The 15,785-nt window shown below is 62.7% G+C and carries 9 protein-coding genes; 4 read left to right on the top strand and 5 right to left on the bottom strand.

All coding sequences use genetic code 11. From position 1 onward, the window contains the following. Positions 1-2: 2 nt before the first annotated feature. On the bottom strand, positions 3-1,394 hold the full coding sequence (locus PMI35_RS29630) for a hypothetical protein (protein WP_008055019.1): 1,392 nt from the start codon (positions 1,392-1,394) through the stop codon (positions 3-5). A 741-nt stretch (positions 1,395-2,135) separates the two neighbouring features. Between PMI35_RS29630 and mnxG the strand changes: the two genes are divergently transcribed. Beyond that, positions 2,136-7,964: a manganese-oxidizing multicopper oxidase MnxG gene (gene mnxG, locus PMI35_RS29635; RefSeq protein ID WP_008055018.1), complete on the top strand. Its 5,829-nt coding sequence runs from the start codon at positions 2,136-2,138 to the stop codon at positions 7,962-7,964. A 142-nt stretch (positions 7,965-8,106) separates the two neighbouring features. On the opposite strand, the gene PMI35_RS29640 is transcribed toward mnxG, so the two are convergent. The 4 genes from PMI35_RS29640 to PMI35_RS29655 all read right to left on the bottom strand — a co-directional run bounded on the left by PMI35_RS29640 (position 8,107) and on the right by PMI35_RS29655 (position 12,023). Next, complete coding sequence (locus PMI35_RS29640) at positions 8,107-8,418, bottom strand: Rieske (2Fe-2S) protein (RefSeq protein WP_008055016.1); 312 nt, start codon at positions 8,416-8,418, stop codon at positions 8,107-8,109. A gap of 72 nt (positions 8,419-8,490) precedes the next feature. Beyond that, on the bottom strand, positions 8,491-10,035 hold the full coding sequence (locus PMI35_RS29645; protein WP_008055014.1) for a class I adenylate-forming enzyme family protein: 1,545 nt from the start codon (positions 10,033-10,035) through the stop codon (positions 8,491-8,493). Between the two features lies 1 nt (position 10,036). Next, positions 10,037-11,194, bottom strand: a complete 1,158-nt coding sequence (locus PMI35_RS29650) for an acyl-CoA dehydrogenase family protein (RefSeq protein WP_008055012.1) — start codon at positions 11,192-11,194, stop codon at positions 10,037-10,039. 10 nt (positions 11,195-11,204) lie between these two features. Beyond that, the gene (locus tag PMI35_RS29655; protein ID WP_008055010.1) at positions 11,205-12,023 is read right to left on the bottom strand and encodes an IclR family transcriptional regulator; all 819 of its coding nucleotides are present in this window, start codon (positions 12,021-12,023) and stop codon (positions 11,205-11,207) included. A gap of 243 nt (positions 12,024-12,266) precedes the next feature. Here PMI35_RS29655 and PMI35_RS29660 point away from each other — a divergent pair, with 243 nt between their 5' ends. From PMI35_RS29660 to PMI35_RS29670, 3 genes are read left to right on the top strand one after another with little or no spacing between them, the layout of a single operon-like run. Then, complete coding sequence (locus PMI35_RS29660; protein WP_008055008.1) at positions 12,267-13,037, top strand: enoyl-CoA hydratase; 771 nt, start codon at positions 12,267-12,269, stop codon at positions 13,035-13,037. Positions 13,038-13,039: 2 nt separating this feature from the next. Further along, positions 13,040-14,557 carry a 3-hydroxyacyl-CoA dehydrogenase gene (locus tag PMI35_RS29665; RefSeq protein ID WP_008055002.1) on the top strand — a complete coding sequence of 506 codons (1,518 nt, stop codon included), beginning with the start codon at positions 13,040-13,042 and terminating at the stop codon, positions 14,555-14,557. Positions 14,558-14,584: 27 nt separating this feature from the next. Continuing rightward, complete coding sequence (locus tag PMI35_RS29670) at positions 14,585-15,784, top strand: 3-oxoadipyl-CoA thiolase (protein ID WP_008055001.1); 1,200 nt, start codon at positions 14,585-14,587, stop codon at positions 15,782-15,784. The last annotated feature ends 1 nt before the right edge of the window (position 15,785 follow it).

Genomic DNA, 15,785 nt, shown 5'->3' with positions numbered 1-15,785 from the left:
GGTCACTGGACGATGACCACTTCTTCTGTATCGCTGCCGCCGTTCGCCGAAGTCACCCGAATGGTCGCCGGAGGGACTGTGCCGGCGTTAGGCGACAGCGACTTGTCGGCGCCGCCGGAAAGTTCACCGATCAGCGCACCACTCTTGCCGGCGTAGGCGGTCAGGTTTGGTGGCGTGATGCGGTCGCTGGTCGAGGCCTCGATGGTCAGTCGACCGGTACTGCGGCTGTATTCGGCGCGGCTGATGGTGACCAGATCGGTCAGTTGCACGGGGACGGTGGTTGGCGCCAGGAGGGTAGGGACCGCCAGGTGGTTGTCGGCGGTCACTTGCAAAGTCGCCGGTACCGACGGATTGACTGTCGACTGGCCATACCAGCTGCCGGTCGAATTGGCTTCCGTCATGGTCACGGTAGCGCCTGTGCTGTCCAGGAAGTTGACCGTACCGGGAGGCGGAGGAGCCATGGTGAAGACATCCTGATGCGCGACCACACCACCGGAGGAGTTGCCGCGCGAGTAGCTGGCACGCTTGACCAAGGCTGGGGCAGGCAGATCCACGGCGCTGAGCTTGCCGGAAACGGAGAATGTGTCGCTGCGAGTATCGATGCCGTTGGGACCCTGGACACGCAGGTAGTTGGTATTGAAGGGGCTGCCAGTCACTTGCTCCTCCAGATTCGGGTCGCCGATGAATTTCTCCTGCTGGCCGGTTTCCGGGTTGGTCTCGGTGTAGGGACCATTGAGACTGCGCAGGAAGGGGCCGATGTCACCCTTCAGCGCGCCGGTATAGTCCCCGGATGGACCGATGCCGATATCGCGGGTCATGTTGATTGCCCGGGTGCCGCCGGTGTCGGCGAACTCTTCGGGCGTTACGTTGAACACTTCGACGCCATAGGGGTGGGTAACCGTGTACACGCCGGCTACGGGAACATCCACGCGAATGCGGATACGGGCGAAGCTCAGTTGGTGACCGTCCGCGATCTCGCCGTTGAACGCCGCTTCGATGGCCGCAACGTAGGTCAGGTCGATGCCACTGGCAGCGTCGGTTATGGCGCCGTCCGCGGCGTACCAGAAGGTTTCATCGGGATAGTTGGTCGGAAAGACGACGGGTTGGGTGTCATCAAACTCTCCGGGTGCCGGGTTGAGGACGCACATGTACGCAGGCGCCCCGGGTGTGGGTGCTGTGCGAGAGCTGACCGCCTTGCTCAGGCACAGGTCCAGGATCCGGCCATGGGTGTCCTGATACCAGGCGGCGTACCCGGTCTTGTTCCCGCTATCGAGGGGGTAGGGGCGCTCTCCAGGGACACCCGGGTCTACAGCGTAGAGTGCTGCCTGCGCCGTGCCGCCACAGAGTGACGCAAGCAGGATCGAACTTGTCAGTAGGGCCAATCTGTTGTGCATGATTCAGTCCTCTCGAAATGACACTGGCTGGGGGGCAGCCCGGTCGAAGGGTTCTGAATCGGCGTCAGCAATGATCGTGCCTGTTTAATTATCAAAAACGCGTATGAGCAATATCTTCAGCGAAATACTCAAGTCGAAGTGGGTTGGTTTGGTGTCCGCTTTGGTAGTGAGTGCTGCCGTATTAAAGCGGCGCACGTTACTCAGTAAATATTGAGGATCGATAGCATTTCATGCTGCAACTTTGTACCTGGATTCTCCACTTTTACTGAGCGAAAAAGCGGGCTCGGTAGTTGTCTGTGGTGAAAGTGTGTCAAAGTATGTCAAGCGCTCGTGGATTAAGCTGGGTTCAGTTTCAAGGGAAGTTAACCCTTGTCGAAACTTAGGCTGGTGGGGGAATGCACCCACTGGTGGGGGACTTTGTTCGACGTGGAAGTTCTGCTGTTACAGCTTGTATGCTGTTTCATAATTGATACTGCTATTTGCTGCAGGCAATAAAATCCCGAATTTTTGTTGTTGAGTAAGTATCCGTGGCAGTTATTCGCGCGCGCGAGATATGCGGTTTTTTCATACATAATTTGAAATAAGTTCGGGGTGGGTGGGGGAGCTAAGTGGGGGAAAATATTTCCCCGGTTGTGGGTTGTAACTTTCCAACTAGTTGAATTCAAACTTGATTTGTTTTTGGCGCGATATTTGCGAAGCCGAAGTTCGTCTAAGTGTGTGCTGACTTGGAGGACTATCCAAATGATCTGCTCGCAACTGCACTCTCAAATCGACTTTGATGGCATCCGGCGCTGGTTGAGGAAGCCACAAGGATTGGCCTTGCTCGCCGGCGTATGGCTCGCCGGTGGCGAGCTGGCCGAGGCGGCGGTGCAGTGCCAGCGCACCTTGGTGGCCAATGTCGTGGCCATGGACCAGCCGTTGATGTTCAACCGGCTCGGTGCGCATAACCCCAACGGCATGATGTTCGCCCTGCGTGCGGATGTGGTTGACACCAAGGGGGTATTGATCACCCAGGGCGGTAGCGCCATGCCAGGTCAAGTCACCTTGCGCCCGGACAAGCGGCCGCGTCCATTGGTACTGCGGGTTGCTGCCGGAGATTGTCTGACGGTCAACCTGCAAAACCTGTTGGCTTTCCAGGCCAACCCCAATGGCCAGGGCATCGACCACGAGAACGCCGCCAACGGCGAGTTGCACGTCGACGCTCAAGTCGCCGACCGCCATGTGGGTTTCCAGGTCAACGGTCTACAGGCATTTGGCTCGATCAACGATATTTCCGCCAACAGCGGGCGTAACGACAACACCTTGCTGGCACCCGGGCAAAGCCGTAGTTACACCCTCTACGCCGAACGCGAAGGCACTTTCGCGGCGACCAGCTACGGCGCCACCTTCGGCAGCGAGGGTTCTTCCGGCAACGTCGGCAACGGCCTGTTCGCCCAGGTTGTGGTGCTGCCCAAAGGCGGGCAGGCCTATCACAACACGGTCACCGAAGAGGACATGCGCCTGGCGACGCGCGGGCGGACACCGGCCGGCCAGCCGATCATCGACTACCAGGCTCGCTACCCGATGCTTGAGCCCTGGATCGCGGAAGGCAAGGCAGGCAAGCCGATCCTGAGCATGGTCGACGGCAGCGAGATCATTGCCAGCAATGCAGACGCAGTGGTCATGGGGCCGAATGCCGATGGCAGTTTTCCACCCACCACCTATCCACTTGAAAGCCAAGGCAAGCGCAACCCCAGCCTGCCCAATCGCCTGGAGCCGTTCCGCGATTTCGCTGCGGTGTTCCACGACCAATCCGCTGTCATCCAGGCGTTTCCAGGGTTCTGGGGTGATCTGGCGTTCGGTCAGATGCTCGATCCGACGCGCGACGCCTTCATGGTCAACTACGGTTCCGGAGGCATGGGCGCCGAGGTCATCGCCAACCGCGTGGGTGTCGGCCCCATGCATGATTGCTTGTCCTGCGCCTATGAAGAATTCTTCCTCAGCGCCCACACCACCGGCGATATCGCGATGCAGGTGGACGTGCCGGCCAACGCCGGCCTCGAGCAGCTGGCGCCCGGCCAGGTAGCGCCGGCCGACAGTGTCGGTATCAAGGCGAGCATGGCGCTGTATCCGGCCGAGCCTTCCAACGTCGCCCATAGCTACCTGGGCGATGCGGTGAAGTTTCGCAATATCAGCGTGGGTTACGAGCAACACGTTTTCCATTTGCACGGCCACCAGTGGTTGTTCAACCCCAACGATGACAACTCCGACTACATGGATGCCCAAGGCGTCGGCCCGGGCTCGGGTTACACCTACGAAATCGCCAATGGAGGCTCCGGCAACCGCAATCGGGTGGTCGGCGATGCGATCTATCATTGCCATTTCTACCCGCATTTCGCCCAAGGCATGTGGGCCATGTGGCGCATCCATGATGTGTTCGAGGAGGGTACGCGCCTGGCGGTAACCCAAGAGGGCAACAACGACTTTCATGCGCAGCCGTTTGCCCTGCGCAGTGGCTTGCCGGCCTCGGGTGCCCGGGCCTTGCCCGATGGCGAGATCGTCGCCGGCACACCTATTCCGGCGGTTGTGCCCTTGCCGGGCAAGGCTTTGCCGCCGATGCCGGGCAAGGTGGCAGTAATTGCGAAATTGAGTAGTGAAACGCTGACCTCAGACCAGGAGCCGGGTGACGACAGCGAAACACCGACTGCACCGAGAGTCGTCGGCTCGGTGGCCCTGGTCGATCGCAGTGAAGCCAACCGCAACGCCGATGGCAGCCTGAAAAATCCAGGCTACCCATTCTGGATCGGCGGCGTCGAAAGCACCGTCGGTCAACGGCCGCCGACGCAACCTCTGGACATGCTCGATGCGCAAACCGCCACGGCCTTGAAGGACAGCGGCAAGGCATTGTGGGCGGCGCTGGATCCGGCTCAGGCCGGTGGTTGGGATGGCGGCCTGCCTCGTCATGGCCTGGATGGCTGGGCGGCTGGCGGCGACGCGCAGGTGACCACCAGTTTGCTGGACATGAGCAAGGCCCTGGAGCGCGCCAAACCGGTGTATTTCCCGGAGGAGGGTACCGAAGTCGAACAGTCGGCCATGGCCTTCCATGCCAAGCCATCACATGCCAGCTTCGCCGTGCTGCCCAATGGCCAACTGCTGCCGCGTGACTTCCTGACCAACGGGGCCCCTCCGGTGGCGGGCGCGCCTTTTTTCGAACCCTGTATGGACGACCGGCAAAAACGCCTGACCCGCAGCGCCGGAGCAGGCTATTTCAACAGTGGTGAGCGTCTCGACGCCCAGACGTTCAGCGGCGCCTCGATGTTCAGTGCCGATCACCCGCGCGTCTACAAAGGCGCCAATATCCAGTTCGACGCCGTGTTCAACAAGATCGGCTATCACTTCCCGCAAACCCGCATCCTCACCCTGTGGGAGGATGCGTGGCCGGTGATCAACAAGCAGCGTCCACCGGAACCGTTGGTGATGCGCATGAACACCTTCGACTGCACCATGTACCAGCACACTAATCTGGTGCCGTCAGTCTACGAGCTCGACGATTACCAGGTGCGTACGCCAACCGACGTCATCGGCCAGCACATTCACTTGCCCAAGTGGGACCTGACTGCCGCCGACGGCTCGGCCAATGGATGGAACTACGAGGATGGTGTGCTCTCACCCTCCACCGTGGTCGAGCGTATCCACGCCATTCGCCGGTTCAACAATTGTCGGGACGGCGACCCACGTGAAGGCACCGGGAACTGTCCCGTGGCCAAACAGCACCCATATTTCGGACGGTTCAACCGCGCTGACTGGCTGGGTGCGCGCACCACGCTGCAACGCTGGTTCGCCGACCCTGTGCTGAACGTGCACAACATCGATCGCGGCCTGGGCAATATCTTTACCCATGACCACCTTGGCCCTTCGACCCACCAGCAAGTTGGCATGTACGCCACCGTGCTTGCCGAGCCTGCCGGTTCCAGGTGGTACCACGCCGAAACCGGCGAGACCCTGTACAACGGTGGTGGCCGCCAGGACGGCGGCCCGACGTCGTGGCAAGCCGTGATCGAGACCGGTGATCTCAACGGCGACAACAAGAACGATAGCTTTCGTGAGTTTTTCCTCGAGTTCAGCGACTTCCAGCATGCCTATGAGGCCGGTGTCTACGTCGGCGCGGGCCCCGATGGTATTCCCGATGCGGACGCCTTCCCGGCCACGGCGGACAGCTTCCGCTACGCCATCAACCCGCCTGCGCGCAAGACGGCCGCCAACCTGCTGGAGTCTGTCGTGGAAGTTGCAAGTGGCCAACTGCTTACGTGCCCGTCGCGGCCGTGCCCGCAAGCGATCTCGGCTTCGGATCCTGGCATCTTCGTCGTCAACTACCGCCACGAGCCCCTGGGACTGCGCATCTACGACCCGAACAAAATGGCGCCAGACGGCAAGCGCGGCATGCAAGCCGATGGCCTGGCCGGTGACCTGGCCCATGCCCTGCAAAACCGTACCGATCGGGCAATCCCTGCACTCAACCTGGCCCCCAGCGCGATCACCACGGCGACCGGCCCTACCGGCGGGGTCACGCTATTGCCCAAACATATCAACCGGGGGGACTTGCCGGGCGATCCGTTCACGCCGACGTTGCGAACCTACACCGGCGACAACGTGCGCCTGCGGGTCAATGCCGGCGGCCACGAAGAGGAGCACAACGTCACGGTGCACGGCGTGAAATGGCTGCATTCGGGCAGCGGCTTCGGCAATAGCTCCAATACCGGCTGGAAGGCATCGCAAATGGTGGCGATTTCCGAGCAGTTCGGCTTCATGGCACCTGTGGCGATGATGTCCAGTGCGGCCAGCGATACCGGCGATTACCTGTATTCCATGGATGCTTCCCTGGAGGGCTACTGGAGTGGCCTGTGGGGCATCATGCGCAACTATTCGCAGAGCCGCAGTGACCTGTTCCCGCTTCCGAACAACCCCAGGCCGGTGGCCGCGCGCAACACGGTCAATTTCAATGGCGTGTGCCCGCGCATCAGCCCCAATCCCAATGGCATCGGTACCCGGCCGACGGTACAGCGTAACTACGAGGTGGTCGCGGCCCTGGCCAACGATGTCCTCGCCAACCCGTTGGGCCTGACCATTGGCGACCCGGCAGGTACCGGCCAGCATGTCGGCGGCCCGCTCAACCCGCTCGGTGGCACCCTGGTCTACAACCCAAGGCCGGTGACTGTGCCGCTGGTGACGATCTTCGATCCTGAAGATGGCGAGACCTTCACCATTGGCGGGCAGTCCGGCCCGTTGCACGATCCGACCGCCATCCTGTATGTGCGCAAGGCCGACCTGGACCCGGTCAGTGGCAAGCTCAAGCCCGGGGTGCCGGTCGAGCCACTGGTACTGCGCGCCGCCGCCGGCGATTGCATCAACATCACCCTGGAGAACCGCCTGCCTCTGATGATGCCGGACCTGCCGAACTACGCGGTGATGCAAGGCACGGTCAAGCGTGACCGTTCCGGTGCGCAAGGCTCCACCACCTTCAACAACAACCTGATGCGGCCCTCCAGCCACATTGGCCTGCACGCCCAGTTGCTGACCTACGACGTCAGCAAGTCGGACGGCTTCAACGTCGGCAGCAATCCGGTGCAGACGGTGGCGCCAAGGGCAAGCAACACCGGTGCGTGGCCAAGCCGGACCTATCAGTACTACGCCGGGCACCTGGAGCGCGCCGGTCAGCCGGTCGCGTCACAATTGGGACGCAACGTCGACACGATCGAGGCGACCCCCATCGAGTTTGGTGGCCTGAACCTGATGTCGGCCGACCCGATCAAACAACCGCAAAAAGGCCTGGTGGCGGCCATGTCGGTGGCGCCGGCTGGTGCCACCTGGCAGGAGGATGCTGCTTCCAGAGCGTCGGCCACGGTGCAGCCGCCGGGCGTCAGCAGTTATCGCGACTTCGTCATGGTCTGGCAGAAGTCCCTGAACATGCGCTGGGCCAACGGCTTGCCAGTGGAGAACATGTCGTCCGAAGGGCCGGGCATTCCCAACGACCCGAAAGACAACTCGGACATGGCCATCAACTACAAGAGCGAGCCCCTGTGGTACCGCTTCGCCCGTGCACCGAACGCACCGTTCGGCCAGGCGGGTGGCAATGGCTTGGGCGCTGTGCCCAACGCTCACATGGCCTACAGCAATGCCCTGGTCGGCGGCGATCCGGTAACGCCGATACTGCGGGTCAAGCCCGGGCAGCCGTTCCGCACCCATGTGCTGATGCCTTCGGGCGGTAGCCGGGGCGCGACCTTCCAGCTCGACGGGCATGTCTGGGCGTTTAACCCGTTCCAGGCTGAAAGGGTGGACCTCTGGGGCTACCCAATGAAAGACGCGGGTATTGGTTCGGTGCGCTTTGGCTACAACCCCATGGCCATGTACATCGGCGCCCAGGAAAGCGTACTGCCGGCCGCGCATTTCAGCTTCATGTTCCCCAGCGCCGGCGGCGCCAACGCGGTACCTGGCGACTACCTGTATCGGGACTATGCGGCCTTCGGCAATCTGGGCGGCATCTGGGGGCTGCTGCGAGTCAGCGATGAGCCCGCGCCGAATACCGCGCGGTAACAGGGTTGCCTGGCGAGGAGGGCGACAGCAGGCGCATGATGCAAATGGCGAGGGTAACCACGGTGCTGGCACTGGTGATCAGTGCCAGCCTGTGGATCTGACCCACTGGGCTAACGCTCGGGAATGACTGCTACCCAGGTGCTCAAGATCCGGACAGATCCACTCTGCAAACCTCGCCATGCCAACTTATCGGGTAAGCCCTTACCTCCATTCCCTGGGTACCCGGGCAACCTTTATCCAGGTTGAAGCGCAATCCATGGGCCGGGCATTGCAGCATGTTCCCTTGCAGCTTGCCGGCGAACAGGGAGGCGCCGCTATGGGGGCAACTGTCGTCGATGGCATGCAAGGTGCCGGCGACATTGAACAGCAACACGGATTTTTCTTCATGGCGTAGCAGGACGCGCTGTCCTTCGACGGGCAGGCGGTCTGCGGGAATTTCGAACAGTCGTTTCATGGGGTACTTCTGTAAATGAACATTCAGATCCGTGACGAGGCGTTCTTTGCGCAGGCCTCGTCACGGCCGGGTTCAGAGCGCTTCGGCCTGAGTCTTCAGTTGATGCTTGAGGATCTTGCCCGACGCAGTGGCCGGCAGGCTGTCGAGCAGGTGGATATGGCTCGGGCGTTTGTAGGGAGACAGGCGTTCGGCCAGGAAGGCCTTCAAGGCGGTGGTATCGAACGCTTCGCGATTGGCGACCTGAAGGAACGCCACGACCTCCTCATTGCCTTCCACCGGTCGGCCGACGACAGCGGCAATCACCACACCGGGGAACGCCGCGATGACAGCCTCGACTTCGGGTGGATAGACATTGAAGCCTGAACGGATGATCAACTCCTTGCTGCGCCCGGCGATGAAGAGTGCGCCATCGCCGTCCTGACGTGCGAGGTCGCCGGTGTTGAGCCAGCCATCGGCCGTCAGGACTTCTCCGGTCTTGTCCGGCGATTGGTAATAGCCCTTCATCACATTGGGGCCGCGTACCCACAACTCGCCGACTTCGCCCTGCGCTACGCAGGCACTGCGGTCGTTGTTCATCAAGCGAATTTCCAGGCCAGGGATTGGAAGACCGATGGAGGTATCGCTGCGTGGGGTCTCAATGCGCGTCTGACTGATCGTGGGTGAGCTTTCGGTCAGGCCATAGCCGTTGTGCAGCGTCAGGCCGAAGCGCTGTTCAACGGCAGTTTTCAGGGTCATGTCCAGCGGCGATCCGCCGGCATACATGAAGCGCAGCTGTGGCGCGTGCAACTCGATCTGGCCAGCGTCCGCCAGTTCCAGCAGCCTGGCGTACATGGTGGGAACGCCTTGCATCAGGGTAATGCCGTCGTCACGCAGGGCGCGAGCCAGTTCCTGTGGGTCGAAGCGCGCTTCCAGTTGCAATGCTGCACCGGCAAACAGGCTGGCGAGGCAAACCGCCGACAGGCCGTACACATGGGAAATCGGCAGTACCGCGTAGCCCCGATCTTCGCTGCACAACTGGCGTAGCAGGCTGGCGGAGTGGGCAATGTAAAGCAGGTTGCGGTGGGTCAGCATGACGCCTTTGGGCGCGCCGGTGGTGCCGGTGGTGTAGATCATGAGTGCCACCTGGCGCGACGGGTCGTTCTCGACGAACTCAGGCTGGCAGTCTTCGTTCAAGGGGCCAAGGTGGTAGCTGCCCAGGTGGGTCTCCATGCGCAGCGCGGCGTTGGCGCGGTCGGCATGGCCGGCGGCGTCCTTCGAGATGGCGCTGCCGTACAAGACCCGGCGGGCACTGCAATGGGCGCGGATGTTATCGATTTCGCCCGCTGACAGTCGCGCATTCACCACCACGGACCAGGCGTTCAGGCGACTGAGGGCGAGCAGGGAAGCCACCAGCAGACGGCTGTTCTCCGCGACCAACATGACCCGGTCGCCGGCACGGATGCCGTCGCTTTCGAACTGCTCGGCCAGTCGAACGACCGCCTCGCGCAATTGGCCATAGCTGAGCGTCTGTCCGGACTCGTGCAGCGCCGGGGCGTCATCGTGACTGGAAGCGTGGCGGTCGAGGATCTGGTGCAGGTAATCCGGCAGGCCTGCGAGTACATCTTCACGAGTCAGCATGTTATTTGAGCCCCGCGCGACGAATCAGGTGGCGGGCGATCACCAGTTGCTGGATCTGCGTAGTGCCTTCGTAGATGCGGAACAGGCGGACATCGCGGTAGAAGCGTTCGATGCCATATTCGCTGACGTAGCCGGCACCGCCGAAGATCTGCACGGCGCGATCGGCCACGCGGCCGCACATTTCCGAAGCGAACATCTTGCAGCACGACGCTTCCATGGACACGTCCTGCTTGAGATCGCGCTTGCGCGCGGCGTCGATGACCATGCAGCGGGCGGCGTAGATGTCCGCTTGGCTGTCGGCGAACATCGCCTGGATCAACTGGAACTCGGCCAGCGGCTGACCGAACTGCTTGCGCTCCAGAGCGTAAGTCAGCGCATCGTCGAGCATGCGTTCGGCGGCGCCGACGCAAATGGCGGCAATGTGCAGACGGCCCTTGTCGAGGACTTTCATGGCGGTCTTGAAGCCGATGCCTTCCACGCCACCGATCAGGTTGGCGGCCGGAATACGACAGTTTTCGAAGATCACGTCGCAGGTGTGCGCGCCTTTTTGGCCCATCTTCTGGTCGACCTTGCCCAGGGAAACCCCAGGCGTGCCGGCCTCGACAATGAACGCGGAAATCCCGCCGGCACCCTTGATCTCGCTGCTGGTGCGCGCCATCACGGTGAAGATGCCGGCCTGCGGGGCATTGGTGATAAAGCGCTTGGTGCCGTTGAGAATGTAGACGTCACCGTCGCGCTCGGCACGGGTTGTCAGTGAGGCCGCGTCGGAACCCGCGCCCGGCTCGGTGAGGGCGAATGAGCCGATCAGTTCGCCGGCGGCCATCCGCGGCAGGTAGCGCAGCTTCTGCTCCTCGGTGCCATCGATGATCAGGCCCTGGGAGCCGATGCCGTTGTTGGTGCCGATCAGTGAGCGAAACGCGGGCGAAGTTTTGCCCAGCTCGAAAGCGACCAGGACTTCCTCTTCCATGCTCAGGCCGAGGCCGTCGTACTCCTGCGGAATGCACAGGCCAAACAGGCCCAATGTGCGCATCTCATCGACAATGTGCCGGGGAATCCGGTCGTTTTCCGCGACTTCGGATTCGGCGGGCACCAGGCGCTCGCGGACGAAGCGCGACAGGTTGTCGAGCAGCAGGTTGAGTGTTTCCTGATCGTTGATCATGCATGACCTCTTATTGGAATTGTCGGCCCAGATTGGCCTGGACATTGCGCACCATGTGCGAAAGGCGTGGCCCCAGGTCGTCTTCCAGCATGTGCTGGCGCAGGGCGAATGCCGGGCCGCCGCAGCTGAAGGCGACGACACCGGAGCCGTCGGGTTTGATCAGTGGAACGCCTACGGCGTTGATGTCCTTCTCCCAGCCACCGAGGGACAGGCAGAAGCCCTGGTCCTGGTACTGGCGGAAGGCTTTTTCCAGTTGTTCGCGAATGACCGGCCATTGTTCCTGGTCGCGGGCGCGCAGTTGGTCGAGGAGCAGATCGCGCTCCTGTTCCGGCAAGGCGGCGAGATAGGCGCGGCCCATGGCAGTGGTCGCAAGGGGAATGCGGGCGCCGATGTCCAGGCGCAGGGTCAACGGGCCGCTGCCCTGGCAGTTGTCGATGTAAACCATGCTCAGACGATCGCGCGCGCCGAGGGACACCGAAGTCTGGGTCTGCTCGGCGAGTTCGGCCATCAGCGGTCGTGCCGCCCGGCGAATGTCCAGCCCGCTGAGGTGCGCGTAGCCGAGGGCAAGCACGCCGGTGTCGAGGGCGTACTTGCCCATGCTGGCGTTGTATTGCAGGTAACCCAGACGCACCAGGGTGTAGGTCAGGCGCGACACAGTGGCCTTGGGCAAGCCACTGCGCACGACCAGCTCCTGATTGCCCAGCAAACGCTCGCCCGGGCGGAAGCAACGCAACAGCTCCAGGCCGCGGGCGAGGGCGGTGACGAACTGGCGGTCCTGTTCCAGGTCTTGCTGGTCGAGTTCGGTGTCGAAAGGCGTGGGTTTGGTCATGGTCGATCCTCATGCGTCGGACAGTGGCTCGCCGATCGCCGGCCGGATGCTGGCATAGGCGAAAAGCGATAGTCAATAAAATAGAATCTAGTTTCGCATAGCGGAGCATCTAGCGCCAGCCAAAAATTCAACGCTTGTCGTTTTCACTGCATGTCTGATTGCAAAACGCAGGATAACTTGCGTAGGCTTATTTTTAATTGCAAAACATGGTTCCGCATAGCGGAACAATAACAAGAGGCAGTTATGAACGAGACCTATGTCGATCACCCCATGACGGGCGTGGCGCGGATACACCTCAATCGACCTGAGGCGCGCAATGCGCTGAATCAGGCGGTTCGTGAGCAACTGGCGGAACACTTCAGCGTGCTGGGCGTCGATCCCGAAGTGAGGTGCATCCTGCTCACCGGCGGTGACCAGGTGTTCGCCGCCGGCGCGGATATTCGCGACATGGCGGAGCGGGGTGCCATCGACATGATGCAGCGCCAGACGCAACGGCTGTGGGCGGCGATCGCCCAGTGCCCGAAACCGGTGATCGCTGCGGTCAATGGCTTCGCCCTGGGCGGCGGCTGTGAACTGGCGATGCATGCCGACTTGATCGTCGCCGGCCGTGGCGCCCGTTTTGGTCAGCCGGAAGTCCGCGTCGGCATCATGCCCGGTGCCGGTGGCACCCAGCGCTTGACCCGTGCGGTCGGCAAGTTCCAGGCGATGCGCATGCTGCTCACCGGCCTGCCGGTCAGCGCTGATGAGGCCCTGCGCATGGGCCTGGCCAGTGAGGTGGTGGAGGAGGACCAGGTGCAGGCACGTGCGCTGGAACTGGCCACGCAGATTGCCGGCATGCCGCCATTGGCCGTCATGCAGATCAAGGAAGTCTTGCTGGCGGGCCAGGACGCCTCACTGGATACCGCGCTGATGCTGGAGCGCAAGGCCTTCCAGCTGCTCTTTGATTCCGCCGACCAGAAGGAGGGCATGCGCGCTTTCCTCGAGAAACGCCAGCCGGTCTACTCGGGGAACTGAGCATGAATGCACGAAAGATTAATCGCATGGCGGTGGTCGGTGCGGGTGTCATGGGCGCCGGCATCGCGCAGATCGCGGCGTTGGCCGGCGTAACGGTGCACCTGTTCGACAGTCGCGAAGGCGCCGCGCAAGCCGCCCGCCAAGGGATCGTGACAACCCTCGAAAAGCTTTGCGCCAAGGGCAAGTTGAGCGAGCAGCAGGTACAGGCCGCCGCGCAACATCTGCTGGCGGCGAACGCCCTGGCCGAACTGGCCGATGCCCAGTTGGTGGTGGAAGCGATCGTCGAGAACCTCGAGATCAAGCGTGCCTTGTTCGCCGACCTTGAAGCCGTGGTAGCCGACGACTGTCTGTTGGCCACCAACACTTCGTCGCTGTCGGTGACCGCCATCGCCGCGCAATGTCGCGTGCCGGGGCGAGTCGGTGGTTTCCACTTTTTCAACCCGGTGGCGCTGATGAAGATCGTCGAGGTGATCGATGGCCTCAAGAGCGAACCCTGGGTCGGGGCGACCTTGCTGGCACTCGGCGAGCGCTTCGGTCATACCGCCGTGCGCGCCCAGGACACCCCGGGTTTCATCGTCAACCATGGCGGTCGGGGTTATGGCACCGAGGCCATGCGGGTGCTCAGCGAATCGGTGACCGACCCGCTGACCCTGGATCGCATCCTGCGCGAGCAGGCCGGTTTTCGCATGGGGCCGTGCGAGCTGTTCGACCTCACCGGGCTGGACGTTTCGCACCCGGTTACCGAATCGATCTTCGAGCAGTATTACCAGGAATCGCGTTATCGACCCACGTTGATCACGCGCCAACGGCTGGACGCCGGGCTGCTCGGGCGCAAGGTAGGGCAAGGCTTCTACCACTACGTCGAGGGTGTGCAGCAGGTGCCCGACGAGGCACCGGCGCCCAACGTGAAGCTGCCGATGGTGTGGGTCAGCATGGCGCGGCCCCAGGCCCGTGATGCCGTGATAGGTCTGCTCCAGCGCCTGGGTGCGCGCATTGACACGGGCCTGCGGCCAGGCCCCGACGCGCTGTGCCTGGTGTTGCCGTTGGGTACGGACGCGACTCACGCCGCCATCGCCGAAGGGCTCGACCCGATGCGCACCCTGGCCCTGGACACGCTGCTGCCGCTGGAACGCCGCCGCGTGTTGATGACCACGACCATCACCGCGCCGGGCTGGCGCGATGCAGCCCACGCACTGCTGGCTGCCGACGGCAAACCGGTCAGCGTGATCCGCGACAGCGCAGGCTTCGTTGCGCAGCGGGTGTTGGCGCATATCGTCAACATCGCCTGCGACATGGCGCAGCAAGGCGTGGCCAATCCGAAGGACATCGACAGTGCCATTCGCCTCGGCCTGGGTTATCCGCTGGGCCCGCTGGCGTGGGGAGATGCACTCGGCGGCGACACCGTGCTGCAGATCCTCGACAACCTCCACGACTACTACCGCGACCCGCGTTATCGCCCCAGCCCCTGGTTGATGCGCCGCGCCCGCCTGGACTTGTCGCTGCTCACCGCTGACACCTGATACTCACTACGGGAAGGAACAATAAGAATGCTCGACGCTTATATCTACGATGGTTTGCGGACTCCCTTCGGCCGTCATGGCGGTGGCCTGGCGCCGGTTCGCCCGGATGATCTTGCCGCCCAGCTGATGCGGGCCCTGGTGGAACGTTCGCCGTTTTCTGCCGAACAGATCGAGGACGTCATCCTCGGCTGCACCAATCAGGCTGGCGAAGACAGCCGCAACGTCGCACGCAACGCGCTGCTGGCGGCGGGGCTGCCGGTCAGCGTGCCGGGGCAGACCGTCAATCGCCTGTGCGCCAGCGGCCTGGCCGCCGTGCTCGATGCGGCACGTGCCGTCAGCTGTGGCGAAGGCGAGTTGTATCTGGCCGGTGGTGTGGAAAGCATGAGCCGCGCGCCCTTCGTGTTGAGCAAGAGCGAATCGGCGTACAGCCGTGAGGCGAAGCTCTTCGATACCACCATTGGTGCGCGCTTCCCCAATCCGAAGGTCAATGCGCAATACGGTGACGACAGCATGCCGGAGACCGCCGACAACGTTGCCCAGGATTACGGCATTGGACGCGAGGCGGCCGACGCGTTTGCCCTGGCCTCGCAGCAACGCTACGCGAAGGCGCTGGCCGAGGGTTTCTTCGCCGATGAAATCCTCGCCGTGCAAGCGCCGGCCGGTCGCAAGGGCACGGTCACCGTGACCTCCGATGAGCACCCGCGTCCGCAGGCCAATGCCGAGGATCTGGCCAGGCTCAAGCCGTTGTTCGAGGGTGGTGTGGTCACCGCTGGCAACGCCTCGGGTATCAACGATGGTGCTGCTGCCTTGCTGATCGGCAGCCGCGCGTTGGGTGAGCGCCATGGCGTGCAGCCGCGAGGGAGAATCCTAGCTGGCGCTGCCAGTGGCGTTGCACCTCGGGTGATGGGCATCGGCCCGGCCTTTGCCATTCCCAAGGCGCTGGAGCGTGCCGGTTTAAGTCTGGCGGACATGGACCTGATCGAGATCAACGAAGCCTTCGCCGTCCAGGTACTGGGCTGCCTGCACCTGCTCGACTTGCGCGCCGACGACCCGCGTGTCAATCCCAACGGCGGTGCCATTGCCCTGGGCCATCCGCTGGGGGCTTCCGGTGCGCGCCTGGCGCTGACCGCGCTGCGCGAACTGGAACGCCGTGGCGGCCGTTACGCCGTGGTCAGCCTGTGCATCGGCGTCGGCCAGGGGCTGGCCGTCGTGATCGAACGTCTATAAG

Origin of the sequence: Pseudomonas sp. GM78 (assembly GCF_000282475.1) — a bacterium.
Lineage (GTDB): Bacteria > Pseudomonadota > Gammaproteobacteria > Pseudomonadales > Pseudomonadaceae > Aquipseudomonas.
Note: the sequence above shows the minus strand (reverse complement) of the source record. Positions and strands in the feature narration are given on the sequence as shown.

Coding starts and splice junctions, on each gene's coding strand:
- PMI35_RS29630 (WP_008055019.1), bottom strand. CDS start 1,394: ATGCACAACAGATTGGCCCTACTGACAAGTTCGATCCTGCTTGCGTCA.
- mnxG (WP_008055018.1), top strand. CDS start 2,136: ATGATCTGCTCGCAACTGCACTCTCAAATCGACTTTGATGGCATCCGG.
- PMI35_RS29640 (WP_008055016.1), bottom strand. CDS start 8,418: ATGAAACGACTGTTCGAAATTCCCGCAGACCGCCTGCCCGTCGAAGGA.
- PMI35_RS29645 (WP_008055014.1), bottom strand. CDS start 10,035: ATGCTGACTCGTGAAGATGTACTCGCAGGCCTGCCGGATTACCTGCAC.
- PMI35_RS29650 (WP_008055012.1), bottom strand. CDS start 11,194: ATGATCAACGATCAGGAAACACTCAACCTGCTGCTCGACAACCTGTCG.
- PMI35_RS29655 (WP_008055010.1), bottom strand. CDS start 12,023: ATGACCAAACCCACGCCTTTCGACACCGAACTCGACCAGCAAGACCTG.
- PMI35_RS29660 (WP_008055008.1), top strand. CDS start 12,267: ATGAACGAGACCTATGTCGATCACCCCATGACGGGCGTGGCGCGGATA.
- PMI35_RS29665 (WP_008055002.1), top strand. CDS start 13,040: ATGAATGCACGAAAGATTAATCGCATGGCGGTGGTCGGTGCGGGTGTC.
- PMI35_RS29670 (WP_008055001.1), top strand. CDS start 14,585: ATGCTCGACGCTTATATCTACGATGGTTTGCGGACTCCCTTCGGCCGT.